At 62.5% G+C, this 21866-nt stretch carries 21 protein-coding genes and 1 tRNA gene; 15 read left to right on the top strand and 7 right to left on the bottom strand.

What is annotated here, in order from left to right:
- Positions 1–42: 42 nt before the first annotated feature.
- Positions 43–738 (top strand): glutathione S-transferase N-terminal domain-containing protein, encoded by a 696-nt coding sequence (locus tag IAE39_RS04090; RefSeq protein ID WP_201199640.1) that lies wholly within the window; start codon positions 43–45, stop codon positions 736–738.
- A gap of 75 nt (positions 739–813) precedes the next feature.
- On the opposite strand, the gene IAE39_RS04085 is transcribed toward IAE39_RS04090, so the two are convergent.
- The gene (locus tag IAE39_RS04085; RefSeq protein ID WP_201199638.1) at positions 814–2427 is read right to left on the bottom strand and encodes an inorganic phosphate transporter; all 1614 of its coding nucleotides are present in this window, start codon (positions 2425–2427) and stop codon (positions 814–816) included.
- A gap of 128 nt (positions 2428–2555) precedes the next feature.
- On the opposite strand from IAE39_RS04085, the gene IAE39_RS04080 reads away from it, so the two are divergent.
- From IAE39_RS04080 to IAE39_RS04030, 11 genes are all read left to right on the top strand, one after another.
- On the top strand, positions 2556–2948 hold the full coding sequence (locus tag IAE39_RS04080; protein ID WP_201199636.1) for a DUF488 domain-containing protein: 393 nt from the start codon (positions 2556–2558) through the stop codon (positions 2946–2948).
- A gap of 172 nt (positions 2949–3120) precedes the next feature.
- Positions 3121–3552 carry a GNAT family N-acetyltransferase gene (locus tag IAE39_RS04075; RefSeq protein ID WP_201199634.1) on the top strand — a complete coding sequence of 144 codons (432 nt, stop codon included), beginning with the start codon at positions 3121–3123 and terminating at the stop codon, positions 3550–3552.
- A 108-nt stretch (positions 3553–3660) separates the two neighbouring features.
- The gene (locus tag IAE39_RS04070; RefSeq protein ID WP_201199632.1) at positions 3661–4050 is read left to right on the top strand and encodes a helix-turn-helix domain-containing protein; all 390 of its coding nucleotides are present in this window, start codon (positions 3661–3663) and stop codon (positions 4048–4050) included.
- A 63-nt stretch (positions 4051–4113) separates the two neighbouring features.
- On the top strand, positions 4114–4752 hold the full coding sequence (gene gacA / locus IAE39_RS04065; RefSeq protein ID WP_003251380.1) for a response regulator transcription factor GacA: 639 nt from the start codon (positions 4114–4116) through the stop codon (positions 4750–4752).
- Between the two features lie 6 nt (positions 4753–4758).
- Complete coding sequence (gene uvrC / locus IAE39_RS04060) at positions 4759–6582, top strand: excinuclease ABC subunit UvrC (protein WP_201199630.1); 1824 nt, start codon at positions 4759–4761, stop codon at positions 6580–6582.
- A gap of 33 nt (positions 6583–6615) precedes the next feature.
- A complete protein-coding gene (gene pgsA / locus IAE39_RS04055; RefSeq protein ID WP_201199628.1) occupies positions 6616–7176 on the top strand; it encodes a CDP-diacylglycerol--glycerol-3-phosphate 3-phosphatidyltransferase in 561 nt (186 codons plus the stop codon).
- 64 nt (positions 7177–7240) lie between these two features.
- Positions 7241–7316: transfer RNA gene (locus IAE39_RS04050), tRNA-Gly, on the top strand.
- Positions 7317–7602: 286 nt separating this feature from the next.
- Entirely contained in the window at positions 7603–8526 is a 924-nt protein-coding gene (locus IAE39_RS04045; RefSeq protein WP_201199626.1) for a metal ABC transporter substrate-binding protein, read from the top strand.
- Positions 8523–9440 carry a manganese/iron ABC transporter ATP-binding protein gene (locus tag IAE39_RS04040; protein ID WP_328825483.1) on the top strand — a complete coding sequence of 306 codons (918 nt, stop codon included), beginning with the start codon at positions 8523–8525 and terminating at the stop codon, positions 9438–9440. Before IAE39_RS04045 ends, IAE39_RS04040 begins: the two co-directional genes overlap by 4 nt.
- Positions 9433–10293 (top strand): metal ABC transporter permease, encoded by an 861-nt coding sequence (locus IAE39_RS04035; protein ID WP_328825482.1) that lies wholly within the window; start codon positions 9433–9435, stop codon positions 10291–10293. Before IAE39_RS04040 ends, IAE39_RS04035 begins: the two co-directional genes overlap by 8 nt.
- Positions 10290–11171: a metal ABC transporter permease gene (locus IAE39_RS04030; RefSeq protein ID WP_201199624.1), complete on the top strand. Its 882-nt coding sequence runs from the start codon at positions 10290–10292 to the stop codon at positions 11169–11171. Before IAE39_RS04035 ends, IAE39_RS04030 begins: the two co-directional genes overlap by 4 nt.
- 141 nt (positions 11172–11312) lie before the next feature.
- Here IAE39_RS04030 and IAE39_RS04025 read toward each other — a convergent pair whose 3' ends face one another.
- Together IAE39_RS04025 and IAE39_RS04020 are read right to left on the bottom strand one after the other, a co-directional pair.
- The gene (locus tag IAE39_RS04025) at positions 11313–11828 is read right to left on the bottom strand and encodes a DUF4880 domain-containing protein (protein WP_201199622.1); all 516 of its coding nucleotides are present in this window, start codon (positions 11826–11828) and stop codon (positions 11313–11315) included.
- Between the two features lie 450 nt (positions 11829–12278).
- Positions 12279–12578, bottom strand: a complete 300-nt coding sequence (locus IAE39_RS04020) for a DUF6124 family protein (protein ID WP_201199621.1) — start codon at positions 12576–12578, stop codon at positions 12279–12281.
- 131 nt (positions 12579–12709) lie between these two features.
- Here IAE39_RS04020 and IAE39_RS04015 point away from each other — a divergent pair, with 131 nt between their 5' ends.
- On the top strand, positions 12710–13375 hold the full coding sequence (locus IAE39_RS04015; protein WP_201199619.1) for a LexA family transcriptional regulator: 666 nt from the start codon (positions 12710–12712) through the stop codon (positions 13373–13375).
- Positions 13376–13462: 87 nt separating this feature from the next.
- The gene (locus IAE39_RS04010; protein ID WP_201199617.1) at positions 13463–14077 is read left to right on the top strand and encodes a LexA family protein; all 615 of its coding nucleotides are present in this window, start codon (positions 13463–13465) and stop codon (positions 14075–14077) included.
- 193 nt (positions 14078–14270) lie between these two features.
- On the opposite strand, the gene IAE39_RS04005 is transcribed toward IAE39_RS04010, so the two are convergent.
- Genes IAE39_RS04005 through IAE39_RS03990 form a run of 4 tightly spaced genes read right to left on the bottom strand, consistent with a single transcriptional unit; the run spans position 14271 to position 19829 of the window.
- Positions 14271–16223 (bottom strand): acetyl/propionyl/methylcrotonyl-CoA carboxylase subunit alpha, encoded by a 1953-nt coding sequence (locus tag IAE39_RS04005; RefSeq protein WP_201199616.1) that lies wholly within the window; start codon positions 16221–16223, stop codon positions 14271–14273.
- Positions 16220–17035, bottom strand: coding sequence for a gamma-carboxygeranoyl-CoA hydratase (locus IAE39_RS04000; RefSeq protein ID WP_201199614.1), 816 nt, complete (start codon positions 17033–17035; stop codon positions 16220–16222). Before IAE39_RS04000 ends, IAE39_RS04005 begins: the two co-directional genes overlap by 4 nt.
- Positions 17036–17037: 2 nt before the next feature.
- Positions 17038–18645: a carboxyl transferase domain-containing protein gene (locus IAE39_RS03995; RefSeq protein ID WP_201199612.1), complete on the bottom strand. Its 1608-nt coding sequence runs from the start codon at positions 18643–18645 to the stop codon at positions 17038–17040.
- A 20-nt stretch (positions 18646–18665) separates the two neighbouring features.
- A complete protein-coding gene (locus IAE39_RS03990; protein WP_201199610.1) occupies positions 18666–19829 on the bottom strand; it encodes an isovaleryl-CoA dehydrogenase in 1164 nt (387 codons plus the stop codon).
- Between the two features lie 322 nt (positions 19830–20151).
- Between IAE39_RS03990 and IAE39_RS03985 the strand changes: the two genes are divergently transcribed.
- Positions 20152–21834, top strand: a complete 1683-nt coding sequence (locus IAE39_RS03985) for an AMP-binding protein (RefSeq protein WP_201199608.1) — start codon at positions 20152–20154, stop codon at positions 21832–21834.
- The last annotated feature ends 32 nt before the right edge of the window (positions 21835–21866 follow it).

Below are 21866 nucleotides of genomic sequence, written 5' to 3'. Positions count from 1 at the left end.
TGTCTCTAGAGTGGCAGGTTCATTCCCCAGGCAAGGTTGATCATGACCGATCTCAGTGCTTTCCCCATCACCCGCAAGTGGCCCGCCAAACACCCCGAACTGCTGCAGCTGTACTCGCTGCCGACGCCCAACGGGGTCAAAGTTTCAATCATGCTCGAAGAAATCGGCCTGGCCTATGAGCCGCACAAGGTCAGCTTCGACAACGACGACCAGCTCAGCCCTGAGTTCATCTCGTTGAGCGCCAACAACAAGATCCCGGCCATCCTCGACCCCAACGGGCCGGGCGGCCAGCCGTTGCCGCTGTTCGAATCGGGCGCGATCCTGCAGTACCTGGCGGAGAAGAGCGGGCACTTGCTGAGCCAGGACCCGGCCCAGCGTTACCAGACCTTGCAATGGCTGATGTTCCAGATGGGCGGTATCGGGCCGATGTTCGGCCAGGTCGGCTTCTTCCACTTCTTTGCTGGCAAGGAATATGAAGACAAACGCCCGCGTGACCGTTATGTCAACGAGTCCAAGCGCCTGCTTGGCGTGCTGGACCGGCACTTGAAAGGCCGGGAGTGGATGGTCGACGAGTACAGCATTGCCGATATCGCGATCTTCCCGTGGGTGCGCAACCTGGTGGAGCGGTACAACGCGCGTGAATTGGTGGGCTTTGATCAGTTCAAGGAAGTGCAGCGGGTGCTGCTGAAGTTTCTTGAGCGGCCTGCGGTGCAGCGGGGCCTGAAGATCCCGGGCTGATCAGTCCTTGGAGGGGCAACTGATTTGCGCAAAGTCTGAAATCTTGCGCGATCCCTGTGGGAGCGGAGTACAGATTCAGAAGATTTGGTTCAGCAACCAGTACAGGCTCCCGGCCAACAGCATCGCCGCCGGCAAGGTCAGCACCCAGGCCATCAGCAAATTGATCAGCGTGCGCTTCTGAACGCCCGAACCATTGGCCACCATGGCCCCGGCCACGCCGGAACTCAGCACATGGGTGGTCGACACCGGCAGCCCGAACATATCCGCCGCGCCAATGGTGCACATCGCCACCACTTCCGCCGAAGCGCCTTGCGCATAGCTGAGGTGCGTCTTGCCAATTTTCTCGCCCACTGTCACCACGATACGCCGCCAGCCCACCATGGTGCCCAGCCCCAGCGCGATGGCCACGGCCACCTTTACCCACAGCGGGATGTAGCGTGTGGCGTCGTCCAGTTGGGCCTTGAACAGCTGCAAATGGCCGCGGGTGTCGGCATCGAATACGACCAGCCGGTTTTTTTCGATCAGGCGGATGGCTTCACTGGCCAGGTACATGTCATTGCGCACATTGGCCATGGCTTCGGCCGGTACGCGCTTGATCGAACCATAGCCTTTGACCTGTTCGCCGATCGCCCCGGCCAGCGCTGCCAGCGCCGGTATCAGTTGCGGGCTGGCCTTGGGGTCGGCGATGAACAGCGCCAGCACCTGGCGCGGGTCGGCCGGGGCCGCCTGCGGGTTGCTACGTACCAACGCCTGTCGGGTCACCTCGGCCACGGCGGAAAACTGCAAGGCCTGCTCGTTCGGCATGGTTTTGTTCAGCGCATACGCCATCGGCAAGGTGCCGACCAGTATCAGCATGATCAGGCCCATGCCTTTCTGACCATCATTGGAACCATGGGCAAACGACACCCCGGTGCAGGTCAGGATCAGCACGCCGCGGATCCACCACGGCGGTGGCGTATGGCCTGCCGGTGCCTGGTACAACGCTTTGTGCTTGACCAGTGCGCGCAGCGCCAGCAACAACAGTGCGGCGCAGGCAAAACCGATCAACGGCGAAAACAGCAGGGCATAGCCGACCTTGCTGGCCTGGGCCCAGTCCACGCCGCTGGTGCCGTCACGCCCGTGCATCAGCGCATTGGCCACACCCACGCCGATGATCGAGCCAATCAGGGTGTGCGAGGACGACGCTGGCAAGCCCAGCCACCAGGTGCCGAGGTTCCAGATGATGGCTGCCGACAGCAGGGCGAAGACCATGGCGAAACCGGCCGAGGAGCCGACCTGCAGGATCAGTTCGACCGGCAGCAGGGCGATGATGCCGAACGCTACCGCGCCGCTGGAAAGCAGTACCCCAAGGAAGTTGCAAAGCCCGGACCAGACCACCGCCACGGGCGCTGGCAACGCGTGGGTATAGATCACCGTGGCGACCGCGTTGGCGGTGTCGTGGAAGCCGTTGACGAATTCGAAGCCCAGGGCAATCAGCAGCGCCAGGCCCAGCAGCAGGAACGGCGTGACCGTAGTGATTACCGTGCCGCTGGCGGTTACGTCCTGCTTGAGGCTCCAGGCGGTGTAGGCGAGGCCGGTCAGTAGCAGGCCAAAGAAAAGCAGCAACGTCGCGCGCCCGGGCTTTTGCCCAAGTTGCGGGCGGGAATCACGTTGGGCCAGTTGCTGGCTGGCCAGTGACGGGGTTGCCATGGGGGCTCCGGTTGGCATTGGGCGAAGGTGCCGAAGGCCTTGAGCATAGAAACAATTGGTAACCCGACCGTGACCTCGATCAATGAATTAACTAGGCTCAAGACGGACGGTAATGGCAGGAGGCAGCCATGATTTGCTGCAAGCGCGTCTATGATGCGGCGGCGAAGGGGGATGGCCAGCGCGTGCTGGTCGACCGCCTGTGGCCGCGCAACAAGCGCAAGGAAGACCTGCACGGGCAGTGGTTGCGCGATGTGGCACCTTCGGCTGAATTGCGTAAGGCGTTTCACCAGGGTGAGGTCGATTTTGCCGGTTTTACCCAGCACTACCGAAAGGAGCTGGCTGCACATCCGGAGCATTGGTACCCGCTGCTGGACATGGCGGGGAAGGGGACGCTGACCCTGCTTTATGCGGGCAAGGATACCGAGCACAACAATGCCCGGGTGCTGGCTGACTGGCTGGAAGATGAGCTGGACAGGCGTGGGCCTGGGAGTTCGCCGGTGTGTTATGCCAAAGAGCCATAATGGCCTTATCTAGCCGTACTGGCCCATGTAGGAGCGGCCTTGTGTCGCGATCGGGCCGCAACGCGGCCCCGCGATATCAGCGCCGACTCATGTATTGATAGGGCCGCGTTGCGGCCCGATCGCGACACAAGGCCGCTCCTACAAAAAACTGCGTCAGAGAGCTCAATTTGTCATGCCCCTGCAGCTAACCCCCGCCACCGCCAGCCACTGCACCTTCGCCCGCGACCTCACCCGCCGGGCCATGCTGCCGTACTACCGCGAATTCGACCTGCTGTGGATCGAGGAGGCCTTCGACGAGGCCTGGGGCTGGCGCGAGCAGTGGCTGGTGACTGAGGGCGACACCGTGCTGGGCTTCTGTAGCCTCAGCCAGGACCGCCAGGCATTGTTCATCCGCGAGTTGCACCTGTTACCCGAGCACCGTGGGCGCGGGGTTGGCGGCTGGGTGCTGGAACAGTTGGCGCTGTGGGCCAGGGAGAGGCGCCTGCCGTTGTTGCGCCTGATGGTGTTCCGCAGCAATCCGGCCCGCTTGCTGTACCAGCGCCATGGTTTCGTCGAGATGGGCGAAGACGATTGCTTCGTGCGTATGCAGCGAGCAATCAGCTAATAGCTAAATGATGGCTTGTCGCGACCGAAGCGCATGGGCATAGTGGATCCATACGTTTACGACCCTTGGTGGTCGTGCATGGCAGATCTCAGGGAAGAGGAGCACCCCATGAATGGAATCGGTCCGCGACTGCGGGAAGAACGTGAGCGGTTGGGCATGACCCAGCGCGTGTTTGGTGATATCGGCGGGGTCGAACCCAACGCCCAGGGCAAGTACGAAAGCGGCGAACGTACGCCGCGGATCGATTACCTGGCAGCGTTGGCGGCCAGAGGCGTCGATGCGCTGTACGTGCTCAGTGGCATTCGCACGCCGGCACCGCTCGAAGGCTTGAGCACGGACGAGTCCGGTTTGCTGGTGGCTTTTCGGCAGTTGTCGTTCGACGATCAGGCGGCGCTCTGGCACCTGCTCGGGCGCCTGGTTGGCCAGGATAAAGCCCGACAAACAGTGCGGCCTCTCACAGTTGAGCGTAAGACGCTTCTTACAGAAGTAATGCGTTAGGCCCACCGTGAAAAATTTTGTTAAGGTGGCGGGATCCAATCGCCCTGCTGACGAGGTGTGTGCTTGATTAGGGTCTTAGTGGTCGATGATCACGATCTGGTACGAACCGGTATTACACGCATGCTGGCCGACATCGATGGCCTGCAGGTGGTGGGTGAGGGGGATTCGGGTGAGTCGGCGCTCAAGCTGGCCCGTGAGCTGAAACCTGACGTGGTGCTGATGGATGTGAAAATGCCCGGCATCGGCGGCCTGGAGGCTACCCGCAAACTGCTGCGCAGCCACCCGGACATCAAGGTGGTTGCAGTGACCGTGTGCGAGGAAGACCCGTTCCCCACGCGCTTGTTGCAGGCCGGCGCTGCCGGCTACCTGACCAAGGGCGCGGGCCTCGATGAAATGGTTCAGGCCATACGCCTGGCGTTTGCCGGCCAGCGCTACATCAGCCCGCAGATTGCCCAGCAGCTGGCACTGAAGCCGTTTCAGCCGCAAGGGTCGCCGTTCGACGCGTTGTCCGAGCGTGAAATCCAGATTGCCCTGATGATTGTCGGCTGCCAGAAAGTGCAGATCATCTCCGACAAGTTGTGCCTCTCGCCCAAGACCGTCAATACTTACCGTTATCGGATCTTTGAAAAACTCTCGGTCACCAGCGACGTCGAACTGACCTTGCTGGCCGTTCGCCACGGTATGGTTGACGCAAGCCTGTAAAACCTCATGTCCCAAGTGTTTGATGCCAGCGCATTCCTGGCGACCTGCAGCGGTCGCCCGGGCGTTTACCGGATGTTCGACGGCGAAGCCCGGCTGCTTTACGTGGGCAAGGCCAAGAACCTGAAGAAGCGCCTGGCCAGCTATTTCCGCAAGACCGGCCTGGCACCCAAGACTGCCGCGCTGGTGGCGCGCATCGCCCAGGTCGAAACCACCATCACCGCCAACGAGACCGAGGCGTTGCTGCTGGAGCAGAACCTGATCAAGGAATGGCGGCCGCCGTACAACATTCTGTTGCGCGACGATAAGTCCTACCCTTACGTGTTCTTGTCCGACGGTGAGTTCCCGCGCCTGGGCATCCACCGGGGGGCGAAAAAGGCCAAGGGCCGTTATTTCGGACCATATCCCAGCGCCGGGGCCATTCGCGAAAGCCTCAGCCTGCTGCAAAAGGCTTTTTCCGTGCGCCAGTGCGAGGACAGCTACTACGCCAACCGAACCCGGCCGTGCCTGCAGTACCAGATAAAACGTTGCAAAGGGCCCTGCACCGACCTGGTCACTGCCGAGGAATACGCCGAGGATGTACGCCATTCGGTCATGTTCCTGGAAGGGCGCAGCCAGCAGTTGGGCAACGAGCTGAATGCTGAAATGGAAAAGGCCGCCATGGCCCTCAATTTCGAAAAGGCTGCCGAGCTGCGCGACCAGATTGCCCTGCTGCGCCGTGTGCAGGACCAGCAGTACATCGAAGGTGGCAGCGGTGATGTCGACGTCATTGCGGCTTTCGTCAACCCGGGCGGCGCCTGCGTGCACCTGATCAGCGTGCGTGGTGGGCGGGTGCTGGGCAGCAAGAACTTCTTCCCGCAGGTAGGCATCGAGGAGGAGGTGGCCGAGGTGATGGCCGCGTTCCTCTCGCAGTACTACCTGGGCAACGCCGAGCGTGAACTGCCTGGCGAGTTGATCGTCAACGTGGTTCACGAAGACTTTGACGCCATTACCGAGGCACTGCACACCCTGCGTGGTCGCGAACTGACTATCAGCCACCGGGTACGCGGCACCCGCGCCCGCTGGCAGCAGCTGGCAGTGACCAACGCCGAGCAGGCGCTGAATGCGCGCCTGGCCAACCGCCAGCACATGGCTGCACGTTTCGAGGCGCTGGCCGAAGTGCTGGGGCTGGACGAAGTACCCCAGCGCCTGGAGTGCTACGACATCAGCCATTCCAGCGGCGAAGCCACCGTGGCCAGCTGCGTGGTGTTCGGCCCCGAAGGCCCGCTGAAGTCCGATTACCGGCGCTTCAACATCGAAGGCGTCACTGCCGGTGACGACTATGCCGCCATGCACCAGGCGCTGACCCGCCGTTACGGGCGCATCAAGGACGGTGAAGGCAAACTGCCCGACGTGCTGCTGGTGGACGGTGGCAAGGGCCAGCTGAACATGGCCCGCGACGTGATGCAGGAGCTGGGTTTCACCGACCTCACGCTGCTCGGCGTGGCCAAGGGCGTCACGCGCAAGGCCGGTTTCGAAACCCTGTACCTGAACGACGTGCACCACGAATTTACCCTCAAGGGCGATTCTGCGGCTTTGCACCTGATCCAGCAGATCCGCGACGAGGCCCACCGCTTTGCCATCACCGGCCACCGTGCCCGCCGTGGCAAGGCCCGTCGGGTGTCGAGCCTGGAAGATGTGGCCGGGGTAGGGCCGAAGCGCCGCCGTGACCTGCTGAAACATTTCGGCGGCTTGCAGGAGCTCAACCGCGCCAGTATCGATGAGATCGCCAAAGCGCCCGGCATCAGTAAAAAGCTTGCCGAATCAATTTATGCCAGCCTGCATAGCGAGTAGAATGCCGGGCTCAACTTGCGGCCAGTCGTACCGATGAATATTCCAAACCTGCTCACCGTTCTACGCGTCCTGCTCATCCCGATCTTCATCCTGCTGTTCTATGTGCCCTATCACTGGAGCTACATGGCCGCCAGCAGTGTGTTCGCCGTTGCCGCCGCCACCGACTGGCTGGACGGCTACCTGGCGCGTCGCCTGCAGCAGAGCACGCCGTTCGGCGCCTTCCTCGACCCGGTGGCCGACAAGCTGATGGTGGCGGTGGCCCTGGTGCTGCTGGTACAGACCCACGCCAACTTCTGGTTGACCCTGCCGGCGGCGGTCATCATCGGCCGCGAGATCGTGGTGTCGGCGCTGCGCGAGTGGATGGCCGAGCTGGGGGCGCGGGCGCATGTGGCGGTGTCCAACCTGGGCAAGTGGAAAACCGCGGCGCAGATGCTGGCGTTGGTGATCCTGCTGGCCAATCCGCCGGCCGTGACCTTCTGGGTCATCCTGGGTTATGCGCTGCTGCTGGTGGCGGCGGGGCTTACATTGTGGTCGATGGCGCATTACCTGCTGGCTGCCTGGCCACACCTGCGCGAAGGCTCGGAGCAAAAATAAAAGTTTTTTTGAATCAAGGGGTTGACGCGGTTTTGGAAATCGCTAGAATGGCACCCATCACGACGCGGGAATAGCTCAGTTGGTAGAGCACGACCTTGCCAAGGTCGGGGTCGCGAGTTCGAGTCTCGTTTCCCGCTCCAAACAAAGACCTACAGATTTCGCAATGGCATCTGTAAGTCGTGAAAAAAGGCCCTTCGGGGCCTTTTTTCGTTTGTGCGCACTGTCATATTCCCCCACGCGCAATGCGTGCCTGTAATGGGTTCGCGCAAGCGCTGACGCATAGCGTTTGCCATCCGCGTGGCAGCTCTCCATACTCCGCTATAACAAGCCAACCGATCACGCCCAGCCTGTTTCGGGCTTTTCAACAACATTGGCATATCCACCGTGAACCTAGCCGTTTCCTCTGACTTCAAGCGGAAGTGACGGATGTTCCATACAAGCAACTCCCATTCTGTGCTATCGCGCCTGGTTGGCGTGGTCCTGTGTGCATTCCTGTTCGCCACCCCGGCTGGCGCCACTGAGCCATTCAAGGTCGTTACCACCTTTACCATCATCGCCGACATGGCCAGGAACGTGGCAGGTGAGGCTGCCGTGGTGGAGTCGATCACCAAACCTGGCGCCGAAATCCACAATTATTCCCCGACCCCTGGCGACCTGCGCCGTGCCCAGGGCGCGCAGCTGATTTTGTGGAATGGTCTGGGCCTGGAGCTCTGGTTCGAAAAATTCTTCCAGCGCCTGGACCAGGTGCCGAGTGTGGTGGTATCCGACGGTATCGAGCCCATGGGTATTGCGGCCGGCCCCTACACCGGCAAACCCAACCCGCATGCCTGGATGTCGCCGCGAAACGCGCTGATCTATGTCGACAACATCCGCGACGCGCTGGTCAAGCATGACCCTGGCAATGCTGAGACCTACCGGCGCAATGCCGAAGCCTACAAAGCACGTATAGAACAGACCATCGCGCCGATTCGCGCACGCGTCCAGCAGATTCCGCCGGCCAAGCGCTGGCTGGTCAGCAGCGAAGGCGCATTCTCGTACCTGGCCCGGGACTTCGAGTTGAAAGAGCTGTACCTGTGGCCGATCAACGCCGACCAGCAGGGCACCCCCAAGCAGGTACGCAATGTCATCGATACCGTGAGGGCCAACGGCATACCGGCGGTATTCAGTGAAAGCACGGTTTCTGACAAACCGGCGCGCCAGGTGGCCCGTGAAACCGGCGCCCAGTATGCGGGTGTGCTCTACGTCGATTCGCTGAGTGCCAGCGACGGCCCGGTGCCGACGTACCTGGATCTGCTGCGTGTTACTACCGAAACCCTTGCAAAAGGCCTGAGCGAGGCGCACACCCCATGAACCATCCAGGCACGCCTGCCCCCGAAGTGGGTGCCATGAGAACTGCAACGCTTGAGCCTGGCATTGTCGTCCAAGGGGCGACGGTGACCTACCGCAATGGCCACACCGCGCTGCAGGATGCCAGCTTCGAACTGCCCCTGGGCACGATCACTGCGCTGGTCGGCATCAATGGCTCCGGCAAGTCCACGCTGTTCAAGGCCATCATGGGCCTGGTGCGTCTGGCGGGGGGCTCTATCAGTGTGCTGGGCATGCCGGCCGAACAGGCGCTGCGTAAAAAACACACGGCCTATGTGCCGCAAGCCGAAGAGGTCGACTGGGACTTCCCAGTGCTGGTCGAGGACGTGGTGATGATGGGCCGCTACGGGCACATGGGCCCACTACGCATCGCCCGCCGCGCCGATCATGATGCCGTGGACGCCGCGCTGGACCGGGTCGACATGCGCGCGCTGCGCAAACGGCAGATTGGCGAGTTGTCTGGCGGGCAACGCAAGCGAGTGTTCCTCGCCCGTTCGCTGGCGCAGGACAGCCGAATCATCTTGCTCGACGAGCCGTTCACCGGCGTCGATGTGAAAACCGAAGACCAGATCATCCAGCTGCTGCGCGAATTGCGCGAGGAAGGCCGGATCATGCTGGTGTCGACCCACAACCTTGGCTCGGTGCCGGAGTTCTGTGACCGTGTGGTGCTGATCAAGCGCACTGTCCTGGCCCATGGCCCCACCGATGAGGTCTATACCCGCGACAACCTTGAGCTGGCCTTCGGTGGCGTGCTGCGGCACTTCGCGCTCATTCAGGGCAGCGAGCAGCTGCAACCGCCGGTGAGCGTGTTCAGTGACGATGAGCGCCCACTGATCTTGCGCGACGGTGTGCCGGCGCGGCGTGAAAACGACAGCGACAACGAGGCCCATCGTGATTGAGCTGATGCTGGAGCCTTTCGCCTACGGCTACATGCGCAATGCCATGTGGGTTTCGGCATTGGTGGGCGGTGTCTGTGCGTTTCTGTCCTGCTACCTGATGCTCAAGGGGTGGTCGTTGATCGGTGATGCATTATCGCACTCCATCGTTCCGGGTGTGGCTGGCGCCTACATGCTGGGGTTGCCATTTTCCCTGGGCGCGTTTTTCGCGGGGGGGCTTGCATCAGCTGCCTTGCTGTTCCTGCAGCGGCGCACCCGGCTCAAGGAGGATGTGGTCATTGGCATGATCTTCACCTCGTTCTTCGGCTTGGGCCTGTTCATGGTCTCGCTGTCGCCCACCTCGGTGAATATCCAGACCATCGTGCTGGGTAACATCCTTGCGATCACACCCACTGACACCTTGCAGTTGGCCATGATCGGCCTGGTTACATTGGCCATACTGCTAGCCAAATGGCGTGACCTGATGCTGACCTTCTTCGATGAGAACCAGGCGCGTGCGGTCGGTATCCGGCCTACGCGCCTGAAGCTACTGTTCTTTGCCCTGTTGTCGGCCTCGACCGTAGCAGCGCTGCAGACGGTGGGGGCGTTTCTGGTGATTTGCATGGTTATTACCCCTGGTGCCACGGCCTACCTGCTGAGTGATCGTTTCCCTCGCCTGCTGGTGATCGCCGTCAGCATCGGTACGTTTACCAGCCTCGCAGGCACCTACCTCAGTTATTACCTCGATGGCGCGACGGGGGGCGTCATCGTCGTGTTGCAAACGTTGATATTCCTGTTGGTATTCGTCATCGCGCCCAAGCATGGAATGCTGGCGGCCAGACGCCGCGGGCGACAGGCACTGGAGGTGCGGTCATGAGTGCGCTGGCGTTGTTGCTGCAGCCCTTTGGCTTCGATTTCATGGCCAATGCCATGCTTATTGCTGTGCTCATCGCCATCCCCATGGCGCTGTTGTCCTGCTTTCTGGTGCTCAAGGGCTGGGCGCTGCTGGGCGATGCCATTGCCCACGCGGTGTTCCCGGGCGTGGTGATCGCCTACATCGTGCACATCCCCTACGCCATCGGCGCGTTTCTGGCGGGTATCTTCTGCGCTGTTGCCACGGGTTTTCTGAAGCAGAACAGCCGTATCAAGCAGGACACGGTGATGGGGATCGTGTATTCGGGCATGTTCGGCCTTGGCCTGGTGCTGTACCTGAAAATCGAGTCCAGCGTGCACCTGGACCATATCCTGTTTGGCGATATCCTGGGTGCCAATCAGCAGGACATATGGCTGTGCGCCGGCATTGCCCTGTTGACTGCTGCGGTCGTAGCGACCAAGTGGAAGGACTTGATGCTGTACACCTTCGACGCGATACAGGCCCACGCGGTCGGGCTGCGCACCGGCTGGCTGCATTATGGGCTGTTGTGCCTGATCTCCCTGGCGGTGGTGGGGGCGCTGAAGGCTTCCGGGGTGATCCTGGCCATTGCGCTACTGATCGCACCCGGTGCCATTGGGGTGCTGATCACCCGCGAGCTGCGGCATATGCTATGGGTTTCGCTGGTGGTTGCCATCGGCTGCGCGTTTCTTGGCGTGTACCTGTCATTCTTTCTCGACAGCGCCCCCGCGCCCACGATCGTATTGGTGTTCGCGGTGCTATTCATGCTTATTCTTGGCTGGCAGTCGGCCAGGCGTTCGGCCGACGTGGCGCACCCTTCGGGTGATCAAGGCAAGGCTGGAGGCCAGAGTCCGGGGCGCTGAGGATGCGCTGCCCGGAAGCATCACGGTGACATATCCCAGGTCGTGTCGCCGCATGGTCTACGTGTTATCAGCGTTTCGAGATTGGCAATACTGGCAGCGGTGTCAGCGACAGCTTTTTTCGTACAGTGCCCAAGGAGGTGATCAGGCCCACAACCCGAACACCACCAACGCCGCAACACCAAGCCCGACCGCGACCGAACAACCGCCCAGCGACAACGCCGCCCGGCCTTGCCGGTACCAGCCGTCTTGGCCAAGCTGCCGGGCCGGTGCCAGCAGGCTGCGCCAGCGCAGTTCCGTCTCGTGAAATGCCTGCAAGTTTGCCTGGTCGGCATCCAGCCAGCGGCGGAAGTCGATCCGTTCGCACGCGGTCACCTGCGGGCTCTGCAAGCGCACATACCACTGCCCGGCAACACTCGCCAGTACATCCCGGCGCGAGCGGCCGACCTGCAGCGCCTGGTCCATGTTGCGCTCGACACTGGCCAGTGGCAGGTCCAGGCGGGCAGCGATGGCGGCGAAGTCCAGCTGGTCGAGGCGGTTGAGCAGGAACACTTGCTGTACGCGCCGTGGCAGCCGCTTAAGGGCATGCAGCAGGGCATCGTCGGCATCGTGCTCGGCAACAGGGGTTGGGTGCTCAAGCGGCAGCAGCAGACGGGCCATGGACAGCTCCTTGCTCTACAAAGGGGGAGGGGTGGGGGCATCTTCCTTGATGCGTAATCAGCCTAGGTGAAACGAGAATGATTCGCAAGTGCTGATTCCGCAAAGTTTTGTAACGAGCGTTCACGCCCTGAAACACCTTTGCTATCATGCGCGCCATCACGATCTTCATTAGCCTGAAGAGCCAAAAAAAAGACCCGGCAAAAAGCCGGGTCAAAAACCGTGATTAGCCTGATGAGGAGATAATCTGAGAGCGACCTAAGCTTTCAGGTTATCCAGCAGATCTCGCGATCAGCTGAGTGCAATAATAATCGTTATCATTTGCCAGTCAAATGAATTTTCATCAATCCGGTAAAAAAGTTTTACCGGTGCGCTTCCTTGTCCCGGCAATCGGGGCCATTGCCGTTACCCGGCCATCACGTTCTCTCCCTTCTTTTTTGCCTACCAACCCGGTTACCCGGTGTGTTTGTGCTCCAGCAGTGCGCGGGCCATATCCATCATGTGCATCAGGGCGAAGGTCAGTTCGCGCTGGCTGCCGTGCTGGTGGCTGGCGGTTTCCTGTGCGGTGGCGGCGGCGCAGCGCAGCAGGGCGATGGCGTGTTCCTGGGCCTGGTCGCCGGTTACGCCTTCGTGCAGCGTCCAGATCTTGTTGTCCAGGCTGGGGCGTGGCGGGTTGGGGTTGAGGTAGTAATCGAGGGCGCGGCGGGCGGCTTCGCTGTCGAGATCTGTTTCGTCGTTTTTCGGTGGTTTCATCCTGATACCTGCTAAGAGCCAGTAGGGAAAGGGGTCAGGCCGATACTAATACCTATAGTATTTTTATGCTTTGAGATAAATAATACTGAATGTTTATTGAGCGCTAGAAGGCAGTCCGTATCGTGCCAGCGATGAATATGGATAAATGGATTGCCCTCGTCCGTGACCGGATGGAGGAGCTAGGGCTCACTCAAGAGCAGCTTGCCGAGCGCGTTGGCGTGTCTCAGGGCAGCGTCGGGCATTGGGTGAATAAGCGGCGTCAGCCGAAAATCGAGTCGATGAACCGTACGTTCGTCGAAATCGGCATGCCTCACTACAACGTCAGTTTGCAGCTGCGTATCCAGGGTCAGGTTGGCGAGGAGCACGGCGTTTATGAGATGGATGACGATGATGATGAGCTGGACCTCATGCAATGCATCGTGTGTTTCCGCTACCCGGTGCTGGGGTGGAGTGAGTTAAGTGCTGCGCAAGCAGAAGAACCTGCTGTGTTCGAGCAGACCGATTATCTGGCGCAGGGCAAGGCGTTCTGGCTGACTGTGGAAAATGATGCCATGAGTGCCGTGAGTGGTCGTAGTGTGCCGCAGGGTATGCGGATGCTGGTAGACCCTGGCGTAGAGGCTGAGCCAGGGCGTCTGGTTATCGCTCGTCAGCCGGGAAAGCCGGCGATTTTCCGGGAATTGGCCGAGGAAGGTGGGCAGCGCTACCTGAAGGCGTTGAACAGCAATTACCCGGCGCTGCTGTGTGAAGAGGGTTGCGAGTTTCTGGGGGTGGTCGTGCGGGTGCATGGGGCCTTCTAGATTGCCGGGGCTGCTGCGCAGCCCAATCGCGACGCAAGGCCGCTCCCACAAGGATGGCGCAAGTTCTGGAGCTGCGGTACCCCGCTCATGGAAGACTGGAACGCATTTCTCAAGCGTTACAAGCGCGAACATAAACTCAGCCAACTCAAGCTGGCCGAACGCCTGGGCATGACTCAAGGCGGTGTGGGGCATTGGCTGCGTGGTACGCGACGGCCGACGCTGGAGACCATCAACGAAAAGCTTGAGATGTTAGGACTGGTGTTTCTGCAGGCCCGGGTCATGGTGGTTGAGCGTTACGTCGTGGCTGAAGCGCCAGGGCGCAATGCCAGCTTTCGATTCCCGGTGCTGGCTTGGGCAGACTTGCAGGGACCATTGCCTGACACGAGCAAGTCTCTTGAACAGACGGACTACATGCCCGCGGGTAATGCGTTCTGGCTGGTGGTGGAAAACGATTCGATGAATGCCGCCAGTGGCAAGAGCGTGCCTGAGGGTATGCGTGTGCTGGTAGATGCCGGTCTGCCGGCAGAGCCAGGCAGGCTGGTTATTGCACGGCAGCCGGGGCGGCCGCCAGTGTTGCGGCAGTTGGTCGAGGAGGGGGGAGACAAGATGCTTAAGCCGCTGAATACGCGCTATCCGACTGTTCTCTGTGAAGAGGGTTGCGAGTTTCTGGGCGTGGTCGTGAGGGTGCACGGGGCCTTCTAGATAGCCGGGGCTGCTGTGCAGCCCTTTCGCGACACCAGGCCGCTCCCACAGGGAACGCGCGAGTCCGAAGCCTGCGCGGTACCTGTGGGAGCGGGCTTGCCCGCGAAGAAGCCAACGCGGTGCATGGCACCGGCTGCGCCCGTGTTCGCGGCTGAAGCCGCTCCCACAGGGCCGCAAAGCAGCCCTAACAGGCTCACTCCACCAGTTCGACCAGCACCGTCCCTTCGCTGACCATATCCCCTTCCTGGCAGAACAACGCCTTCACCGTCCCCCCATGCGGCGCGCGAATGCTGTGCTCCATCTTCATGGCCTCCAGCACCACCAGCGGCGTGCCCGTTTCAACCACCTGCCCGGGCTCCACCAGCACCCGCACGATGCTGCCGTTCATGGGCGCGCCCAGGCCGCCCTGGTGGCTGTGGCTGGCCTCAGCCTCGGCGATCGGGTCGAAGGCCTCGATGGCATGCATCTCGCCATCCCAGTGCAAGTACAGCGTGCCACCGCGGCGAATCGCCAGATGCTGACGGCGCACCCCATCCTGGTCATGTACCAACTGCTCGCCAAGCAACTGCCAGGTAGACGTAGCGCTGCGCTCCAGGGCAACCGCCTGGTCCTGACCACCACTCACCAAATGCAGGCTGGCGCGTGCGGGCAAGCCCAGGCGCAGACCGTTGCGCTCGCCCCACGGCGAACCACGGTCATCTTCCCGCTGCTGCCCGGCCTGGCCTTGCAGCCACGCCTCGGCTGCCGCTTCCCAGAAACCGGCCGGCAACGCCTGTGGCGCAGGCAGCAAAACTTCCTGATGACGTGGTATGAAACCAGTATCCAGTTCAGCGGCCGCAAACGCCGGGTGCGCCAAAATGCGCCGCAGGAAGGCAATGTTGGTCTTCAACCCGCCAATTGCGAACTCATCGAGCATGGCCAGCAAGCGCAGGCGCGCCTGCTCGCGGTCTTCGCCCCAGGCAATCAGCTTGCCCAGCATCGGGTCATAGAACGGCGACACCACATCGCCTTCGCTGACCCCGCTGTCCACCCGCCGGCCTTCGCCAGCAGCCGACTCACGGTACAGCGCCAGCTTGCCGGTAGCAGGCAGGAACTCGTTGGCCGGGTCCTCGGCATACAGGCGCACTTCAATGGCGTGGCCGATCAGCGGCACCTGCGCTTGAGTGATCGGCAGCGCTTCACCACAGGCCACGCGAATCTGCCAGGCCACCAGATCGAGCCCAGTGATAGCCTCGGTAACCGGGTGCTCCACCTGCAGGCGGGTGTTCATCTCCATGAAGAAGAACTCGCCACGCGCATCGAGCAGGAATTCCACAGTGCCAGCGCCCACATAGCCAATGGCCTGGGCCGCGCGCACCGCCGCCTCACCCATGGCCCGGCGCAGTTCTGGCGACAGGCCGGGTGCAGGGGCTTCTTCGACCACTTTCTGGTGGCGGCGCTGGATCGAGCAATCACGCTCGTTGAGGTACAGGCAGTTGCCGTGCTGGTCGGCAAATACCTGGATTTCCACATGGCGCGGCTTGAGCACATACTTTTCCACCAGCATGCGCGCATCGCCGAACGATGACTGCGCCTCACGCTGGGCCGAGGCCAGGGCGTCGGCCAGCTGGCTTTCCTCCTCGACCACTTTCATGCCCTTGCCACCACCGCCAGCGCTGGCCTTGAGCAGCACCGGGTAGCCGATGCGTTCGGCGGCGGCGCGGAAGGTGTCCAGGTCCTGGGACTCGCCGTGGTAGCCCGGTACCAGCGGCACCCCGGCGGCTTCCATCAGCGCCTTGGCTGCCGACTTGCTGCCCATGGCGTCGATGGCACTGGCCGGTGGGCCGAGAAAGATCAGCCCGGCCTGTTCGATGGCGCGGGCAAAGCCGGCGTTCTCGGACAGAAAGCCGTAGCCCGGGTGGATGGCCTGAGCGCCGCTGGCCTTGGCTGCGGCCAGTAGCTTGTCGACCAGCAGATAGCTTTCGGCAGCCTTGGTGCCGCCGAGGTCGACGCGGATATCGGCTTCGCGGCTATGCCGGGCGTCACGGTCGGTGGCGCTGTGCACGGCGACGGTGGTCAGGCCCATGGACTTCGCGGTGCGCATCACCCGGCAGGCGATTTCGCCGCGGTTGGCGACCAGCAGGGTGGTCAAAGCGGGGCGGCTCATGGGCGCGGTTCCTTCTTGTCGTCGGTTTGCCAGGCAGGGCGGCGTTTTTCCAGGAAGGCGCGCAGGCCCTCCTGGCCTTCGGCGCTGACGCGGATACGGGCGATGGTGTTTTCGCAGTAGCGGCGCAGGGCCGGGCTGAGTTCACCGTCGTCCACTTCGCGCAGCAGGTCCTTGGTGGCGCGCAGCGCTTGCGGGCTGTTTTGCAGCAGGTTGGCCACCCAGGCTTCGACCTGGGCGTCCAGTTCGCTGGCCGGGTATACCTCGGCCAGCAGGCCCAGCTCGCGGGCCCGCACGCCGCTGAAGCGCTCGGCGGTGAGGGCATAGCGGCGCGCAGCACGCTCGCCGATGGCCTTGACCACGAACGGGCTGATCACTGCCGGGGCCAGGCCGATGCGCACTTCCGACAGGCACAGCTGGGCGTCTTCGGCACCAATGGCCATGTCGCAGCAACTGATCAAGCCTAGCGCACCGCCAAAGGCCGCACCTTGCACCACGGCCAGGGTGGGCGCCTTGAGGCGGTGCAGGGCGTACATCAGCTCGCCCAGTTCATGGGCGTCATCCAGGTTGGTGTTTAAGTCCAGCTGCGCCGATTGCTGCATCCAGGCCAGGTCGGCGCCGGCGCTGAAGTGCCGGCCACGGCCACGCAGCAGCACAAAACGCAGGCCTGAATCTTCGGCGAGCTGGTCGATGGCGACAATCAGCTCGCGGATCATCAGTGCGTTGAAGGCGTTGTTCTTGTCCTCGCGGCTGAGCCACAGGGTGGCGAAGCCGCGGGGGTCGCGGATCACTTCGAGGGTGCTGAAATCGCTCATGGTCACATCCGGAAAATGCCGAAGCGGCTCTGTTCGATCGGGGCGTTCAGGGCAGCAGACAACGCCAGGCCGAGCACGTCGCGGGTCTGCGCCGGGTCGATGACACCGTCGTCCCACAGGCGGGCGCTGGAGTAGTAGGGGTGGCCCTGGTGCTCGTACTGGTCGAGGATCGGCTGCTTGAGCCTGGCTTCGTCTTCAGCGCTGAAGGCCTGGCCGCTGCGCTCGCTCTGCTCGCGCTTGACCTGGGCCAGCACGCCAGCTGCTTGTTCAGCCCCCATCACGCCAATGCGTGCGTTGGGCCACATCCACAGGAAGCGCGGGTCGTAGGCGCGGCCGCACATGCCGTAGTTGCCGGCACCAAAGCTGCCGCCGATGATCACCGTGAACTTCGGCACCTGGGCACAGGCCACGGCGGTTACCAGCTTGGCGCCGTGCTTGGCGATGCCGCCTTCTTCGTACTTTTTACCGACCATGAAGCCGGTGATGTTCTGCAGGAACAGCAGCGGGATACCGCGCTGGCAGGCCAGTTCGATGAAGTGCGCGCCTTTTTGCGCAGCTTCGGCAAACAGGATGCCGTTGTTGGCCAAAATCGCCACCGGGTAGCCGTGCAGGTGGGCGAAGCCGCACACCAGGGTGGTGCCGAACAGCGCCTTGAATTCGTCGAACACCGAGCCATCGACCAAGCGGGCAATCACTTCGCGAACATCGAAAGGCTGTTTGGCATCCGCCGGCACCACGCCGTACAACTCGTCGGCGGCATACAGCGGCGCCACCGGGGCCAGGCGCTGCAGCTTGCCCTGCTTGTGCCAGTTGAGGTTGGCCACGCTGCGTCGGGCGATGGCCAGGGCGTGTTCGTCGTTGTCGGCATAGTGGTCGGCCACGCCGCTGGTACGGCAATGCACGTCGGCCCCACCGAGGTCCTCGGCGCTGACCACTTCACCGGTAGCGGCTTTTACCAAGGGCGGGCCGGCGAGGAAGATGGTCGCCTGCTGGCGCACCATGATCGCTTCGTCGGCCATCGCGGGTACGTAGGCGCCGCCAGCCGTGCACGAGCCCATCACCACGGCGATCTGCGGGATGCCCTGGGCGCTCATGTTGGCCTGGTTGAAGAAGATCCGCCCGAAGTGCTCGCGGTCGGGGAACACTTCGTCCTGGCGCGGCAGGTTGGCGCCGCCCGAGTCCACCAGGTAGATGCACGGCAAGCGGTTCTGCAGGGCGATGGTCTGCGCCCGCAGGTGCTTCTTCACCGTCAGCGGGTAGTACGAACCGCCTTTTACCGTGGCGTCGTTGGCCACGATCATGCATTCCACGCCTTCTACGCGGCCGATGCCGGCGATCACGCCCGCAGCCGGCACGTCTTCGCCGTATACCTCATGGGCGGCCAGCTGGCCGATCTCGAGGAATGGCGAGCCGGGGTCCAGCAGGCGGTCGATGCGCTCGCGCGGCAGCAGCTTGCCACGCGAGGTGTGCCGCTCCTGGGCCTTAGGGCCGCCGCCCTGGGCGACCTGGGCAAGCAGGCCGCGCAGGGCCTGGACCTGTTCGAGCATGGCCGCGCTGTTGCCGGCGAACTCCGCCGAACGCGGGTTGATCTGGGTGTGCAAGGTAGCCATGTGCGCCCGTCCCCTTATGCTCAGCGGGTTTCGTTGAACAGTTCGCGGCCAATCAGCATCCGGCGTATTTCGCTGGTGCCGGCACCGATTTCGTACAGCTTGGCGTCACGCAGCAGGCGGCCAGCCGGGAATTCATTGATATAGCCGTTGCCACCGAGAATCTGGATTGCCTCCAGCGCCATTTGCGTGGCGCGTTCGGCGGTGTACAGGATCACCCCGGCAGCGTCCTTGCGGGTGGTCTCGGCACGGTCGCAGGCCTGGGCCACGGCATACAGGTAGGCGCGGCTGGCGTTCAACTGGGTGTACATGTCGGCGATCTTGCCCTGGATCAGCTGGAACTCGCCGATGCTCTGGCCGAACTGCTTGCGGTCATGGATATACGGCACTACCAGGTCCATGCAGCTTTGCATGATGCCGGTCGGGCCGCCGGACAGCACCACGCGTTCGTAGTCCAGGCCGCTCATCAGTACGCGCACGCCGCCGTTGAGCTGGCCGAGAATGTTCTGTTCCGGCACCTCGACGTCATCGAAGAACAGCTCGCAAGTGTTGGAGCCGCGCATGCCCAGCTTGTCGAACTTGTTGCTGCGGCTGAAGCCTTTCCAGTCACGCTCGACAATGAACGCGGTAATGCCGTGGGCGCCCTTGTCCAGGTCGGTCTTGGCGTAGATCACGTAGGTATTGGCGTCGGGACCGTTGGTGATCCAGGTCTTGCTGCCGTTGAGCACGTAGCGGTCGCCGCGCTTTTCGGCGCGCAGTTTCATCGACACCACGTCGGAGCCGGCGTTGGGCTCGCTCATGGCCAGGGCGCCGATGTGCTCGCCGCTGATCAGCTTGGGCAGGTACTTGAGCTTCTGCTCATGGGTACCGTTGCGGTTGATCTGGTTGACGCACAGGTTGGAGTGCGCACCGTACGACAGCGCCACCGAGGCCGAGCCACGGCTGATTTCCTCCATTGACACCACATGGGCCAGGTAGCCCAGGCCGGCGCCGCCGTATTCCTCCGGCACCGTGATGCCCAGCAGGCCCATGTCGCCGAACTTGCGCCACATGTCGGCGGGGAACAGGTTGTCGTGGTCGATTTGCGCAGCGCGCGGGGCCAGTTCGGCGGCAACGAAGGTGCGCACCTGGTCGCGGAGCATGTCGATGGTTTCGCCCAGGGCGAAGTTGAGGGTGGGGTAATGCATGCTGGGGCACCTTGTTGTTCTTGAAATATGGGTAACACCGTAGCTCAGGGGCTGTTCGCCGGCCCTGTGGGAGCGGGTTCACCCGCGAATGCGTCAACAGGGTCACCGTCATTGCCTGACTGATCGCATTCGCGGGTGAACCCGCTCCCACAGCGTCGGAATCGTGCCGGAGATCCCGGTATCGTTCATCACCTTTACGTTAACGTAAGCCTGCCGCCGATCACTGTCAATCGACTTGTCACCTTTACGTAAACGTAAATCTGCGCCAGAGTATCCCCGCTTGCTTCAGTCGTGCCCAGAACAACCACAAGAAGGGACACCCATGAGTCAACCGAGCTATACCCGCGGTCGTCAGGACCAACCCCTGTTGACCCAGACCATCGGCCAGGCCTTCGACGCCACCGTGGCCCGCTGCGCCGATGGCGAGGCCCTGGTATCGCGCCACCAGGGCCTGCGCTACAGCTGGCGGCAACTGGCCGAACAGGTTGAAGTGCATGCCCGTGCGCTGATGGCGCTGGGTGTGAATACTGGCGACCGGGTCGGCATCTGGTCACCCAACTGCGCCCAGTGGTGCATCCTGCAGTTGGCCAGCGCCAAGGTCGGCGCGATCCTGGTCAACATCAACCCGGCCTACCGCGTGGGCGAACTGGAGTACGTACTGCGCCAGTCCGGTTGCCGCTGGCTGGTGTGTGCAGATGCGTTCAAGACGTCCGATTACCACGCCATGGTTCAGGAGCTGGTACCGGAGTTGGCCGGTGCCACTGCGGGTGAACTGGCCAGTCAAAGCCTGCCGGACCTTCGCGGCGTAATCAGCCTGTCTTCCAACCCGCCCGCCGGCTTCCTGCCCTGGCAAGCGCTGGCCGGGCGGGCAGGGCAGACTACGATCGAAGCCTACGTCGCCCGTCAGGGCAGTTTGCAGTTCGACCAGCCGGTAAACATCCAGTACACCTCCGGCACTACCGGCGCGCCCAAAGGCGCCACGCTCAGCCACTACAACATCCTCAACAACGGCTTCATGGTCGGCGAAAGCCTGGGCCTTACTGAGCGCGACCGCATGGTGATCCCGGTGCCGTTGTACCACTGCTTCGGCATGGTCATGGCCAACCTCGGCTGCATCACCCACGGCAGCACCATGGTCTACCCCAACGACGCCTTCGACGCCGAGCTCACCCTGCGGGCTGTGGCCGAAGAGCGCGCCAGCATCCTTTACGGCGTGCCGACCATGTTCATCGCCATGCTCGACCACCCGTCGCGGGCAAACATGGACCTGTCGACCCTGCGCAGCGGCATCATGGCCGGCGCCACCTGCCCGATCGAGGTGATGCGCCGGGTCATCGACCAGATGCACATGGCTGAAGTGCAAATTGCCTACGGCATGACCGAAACCAGCCCGGTATCGCTGCAAACCGGCCCGGACGACGACCTGGAGCTGCGCGTGACCACCGTCGGCCGTACCCAGCCGCAGCTGGAGAACAAGCTGGTGGACGCCGACGGCTGCATCGTCGCCCGTGGCGAGATTGGTGAGTTGTGCACCCGTGGCTACAGCGTGATGCTCGGCTACTGGGACAACCCCCAGGCAACGGCGGATGCCATCGACCCGGCCGGCTGGATGCATTCGGGCGACCTGGCGGTGATGGACGAGCACGGCCACGTGCGCATTGTCGGGCGCAACAAAGACATGATCATTCGCGGCGGCGAGAACATTTACCCGCGTGAACTGGAAGAATTCTTCTACACCCACCCGGCAGTGGCCGATGCGCAGGTGATCGGTATTCCTTGCAGCCGTTATGGAGAGGAGATCGTCGCCTGGATCAAGCTGCACCCGGGGCACGCTGCCACGGTCGAAGAACTGCAGGGCTGGTGCAAGGCACGCATTGCCCACTTCAAGGTGCCACGGCATATCCGCTTTGTTGACGAGTACCCGATGACGGTAACCGGCAAGGTGCAGAAGTTTCGCATGCGCGAGATCAGTGTGGCGGAGATTTCGGCTGTATCTGCAGGTTGATGGGCTGAGGCATCCGGCCCTTTCGCGGGTAA

Source organism: Pseudomonas sp. S37 (assembly GCF_016658545.1).
Classification (GTDB): Bacteria; Pseudomonadota; Gammaproteobacteria; order Pseudomonadales; family Pseudomonadaceae; genus Aquipseudomonas.
The sequence above is the reverse complement of the archived record's forward strand: the minus strand, read 5'-3'. Positions and strand labels throughout refer to the sequence as shown.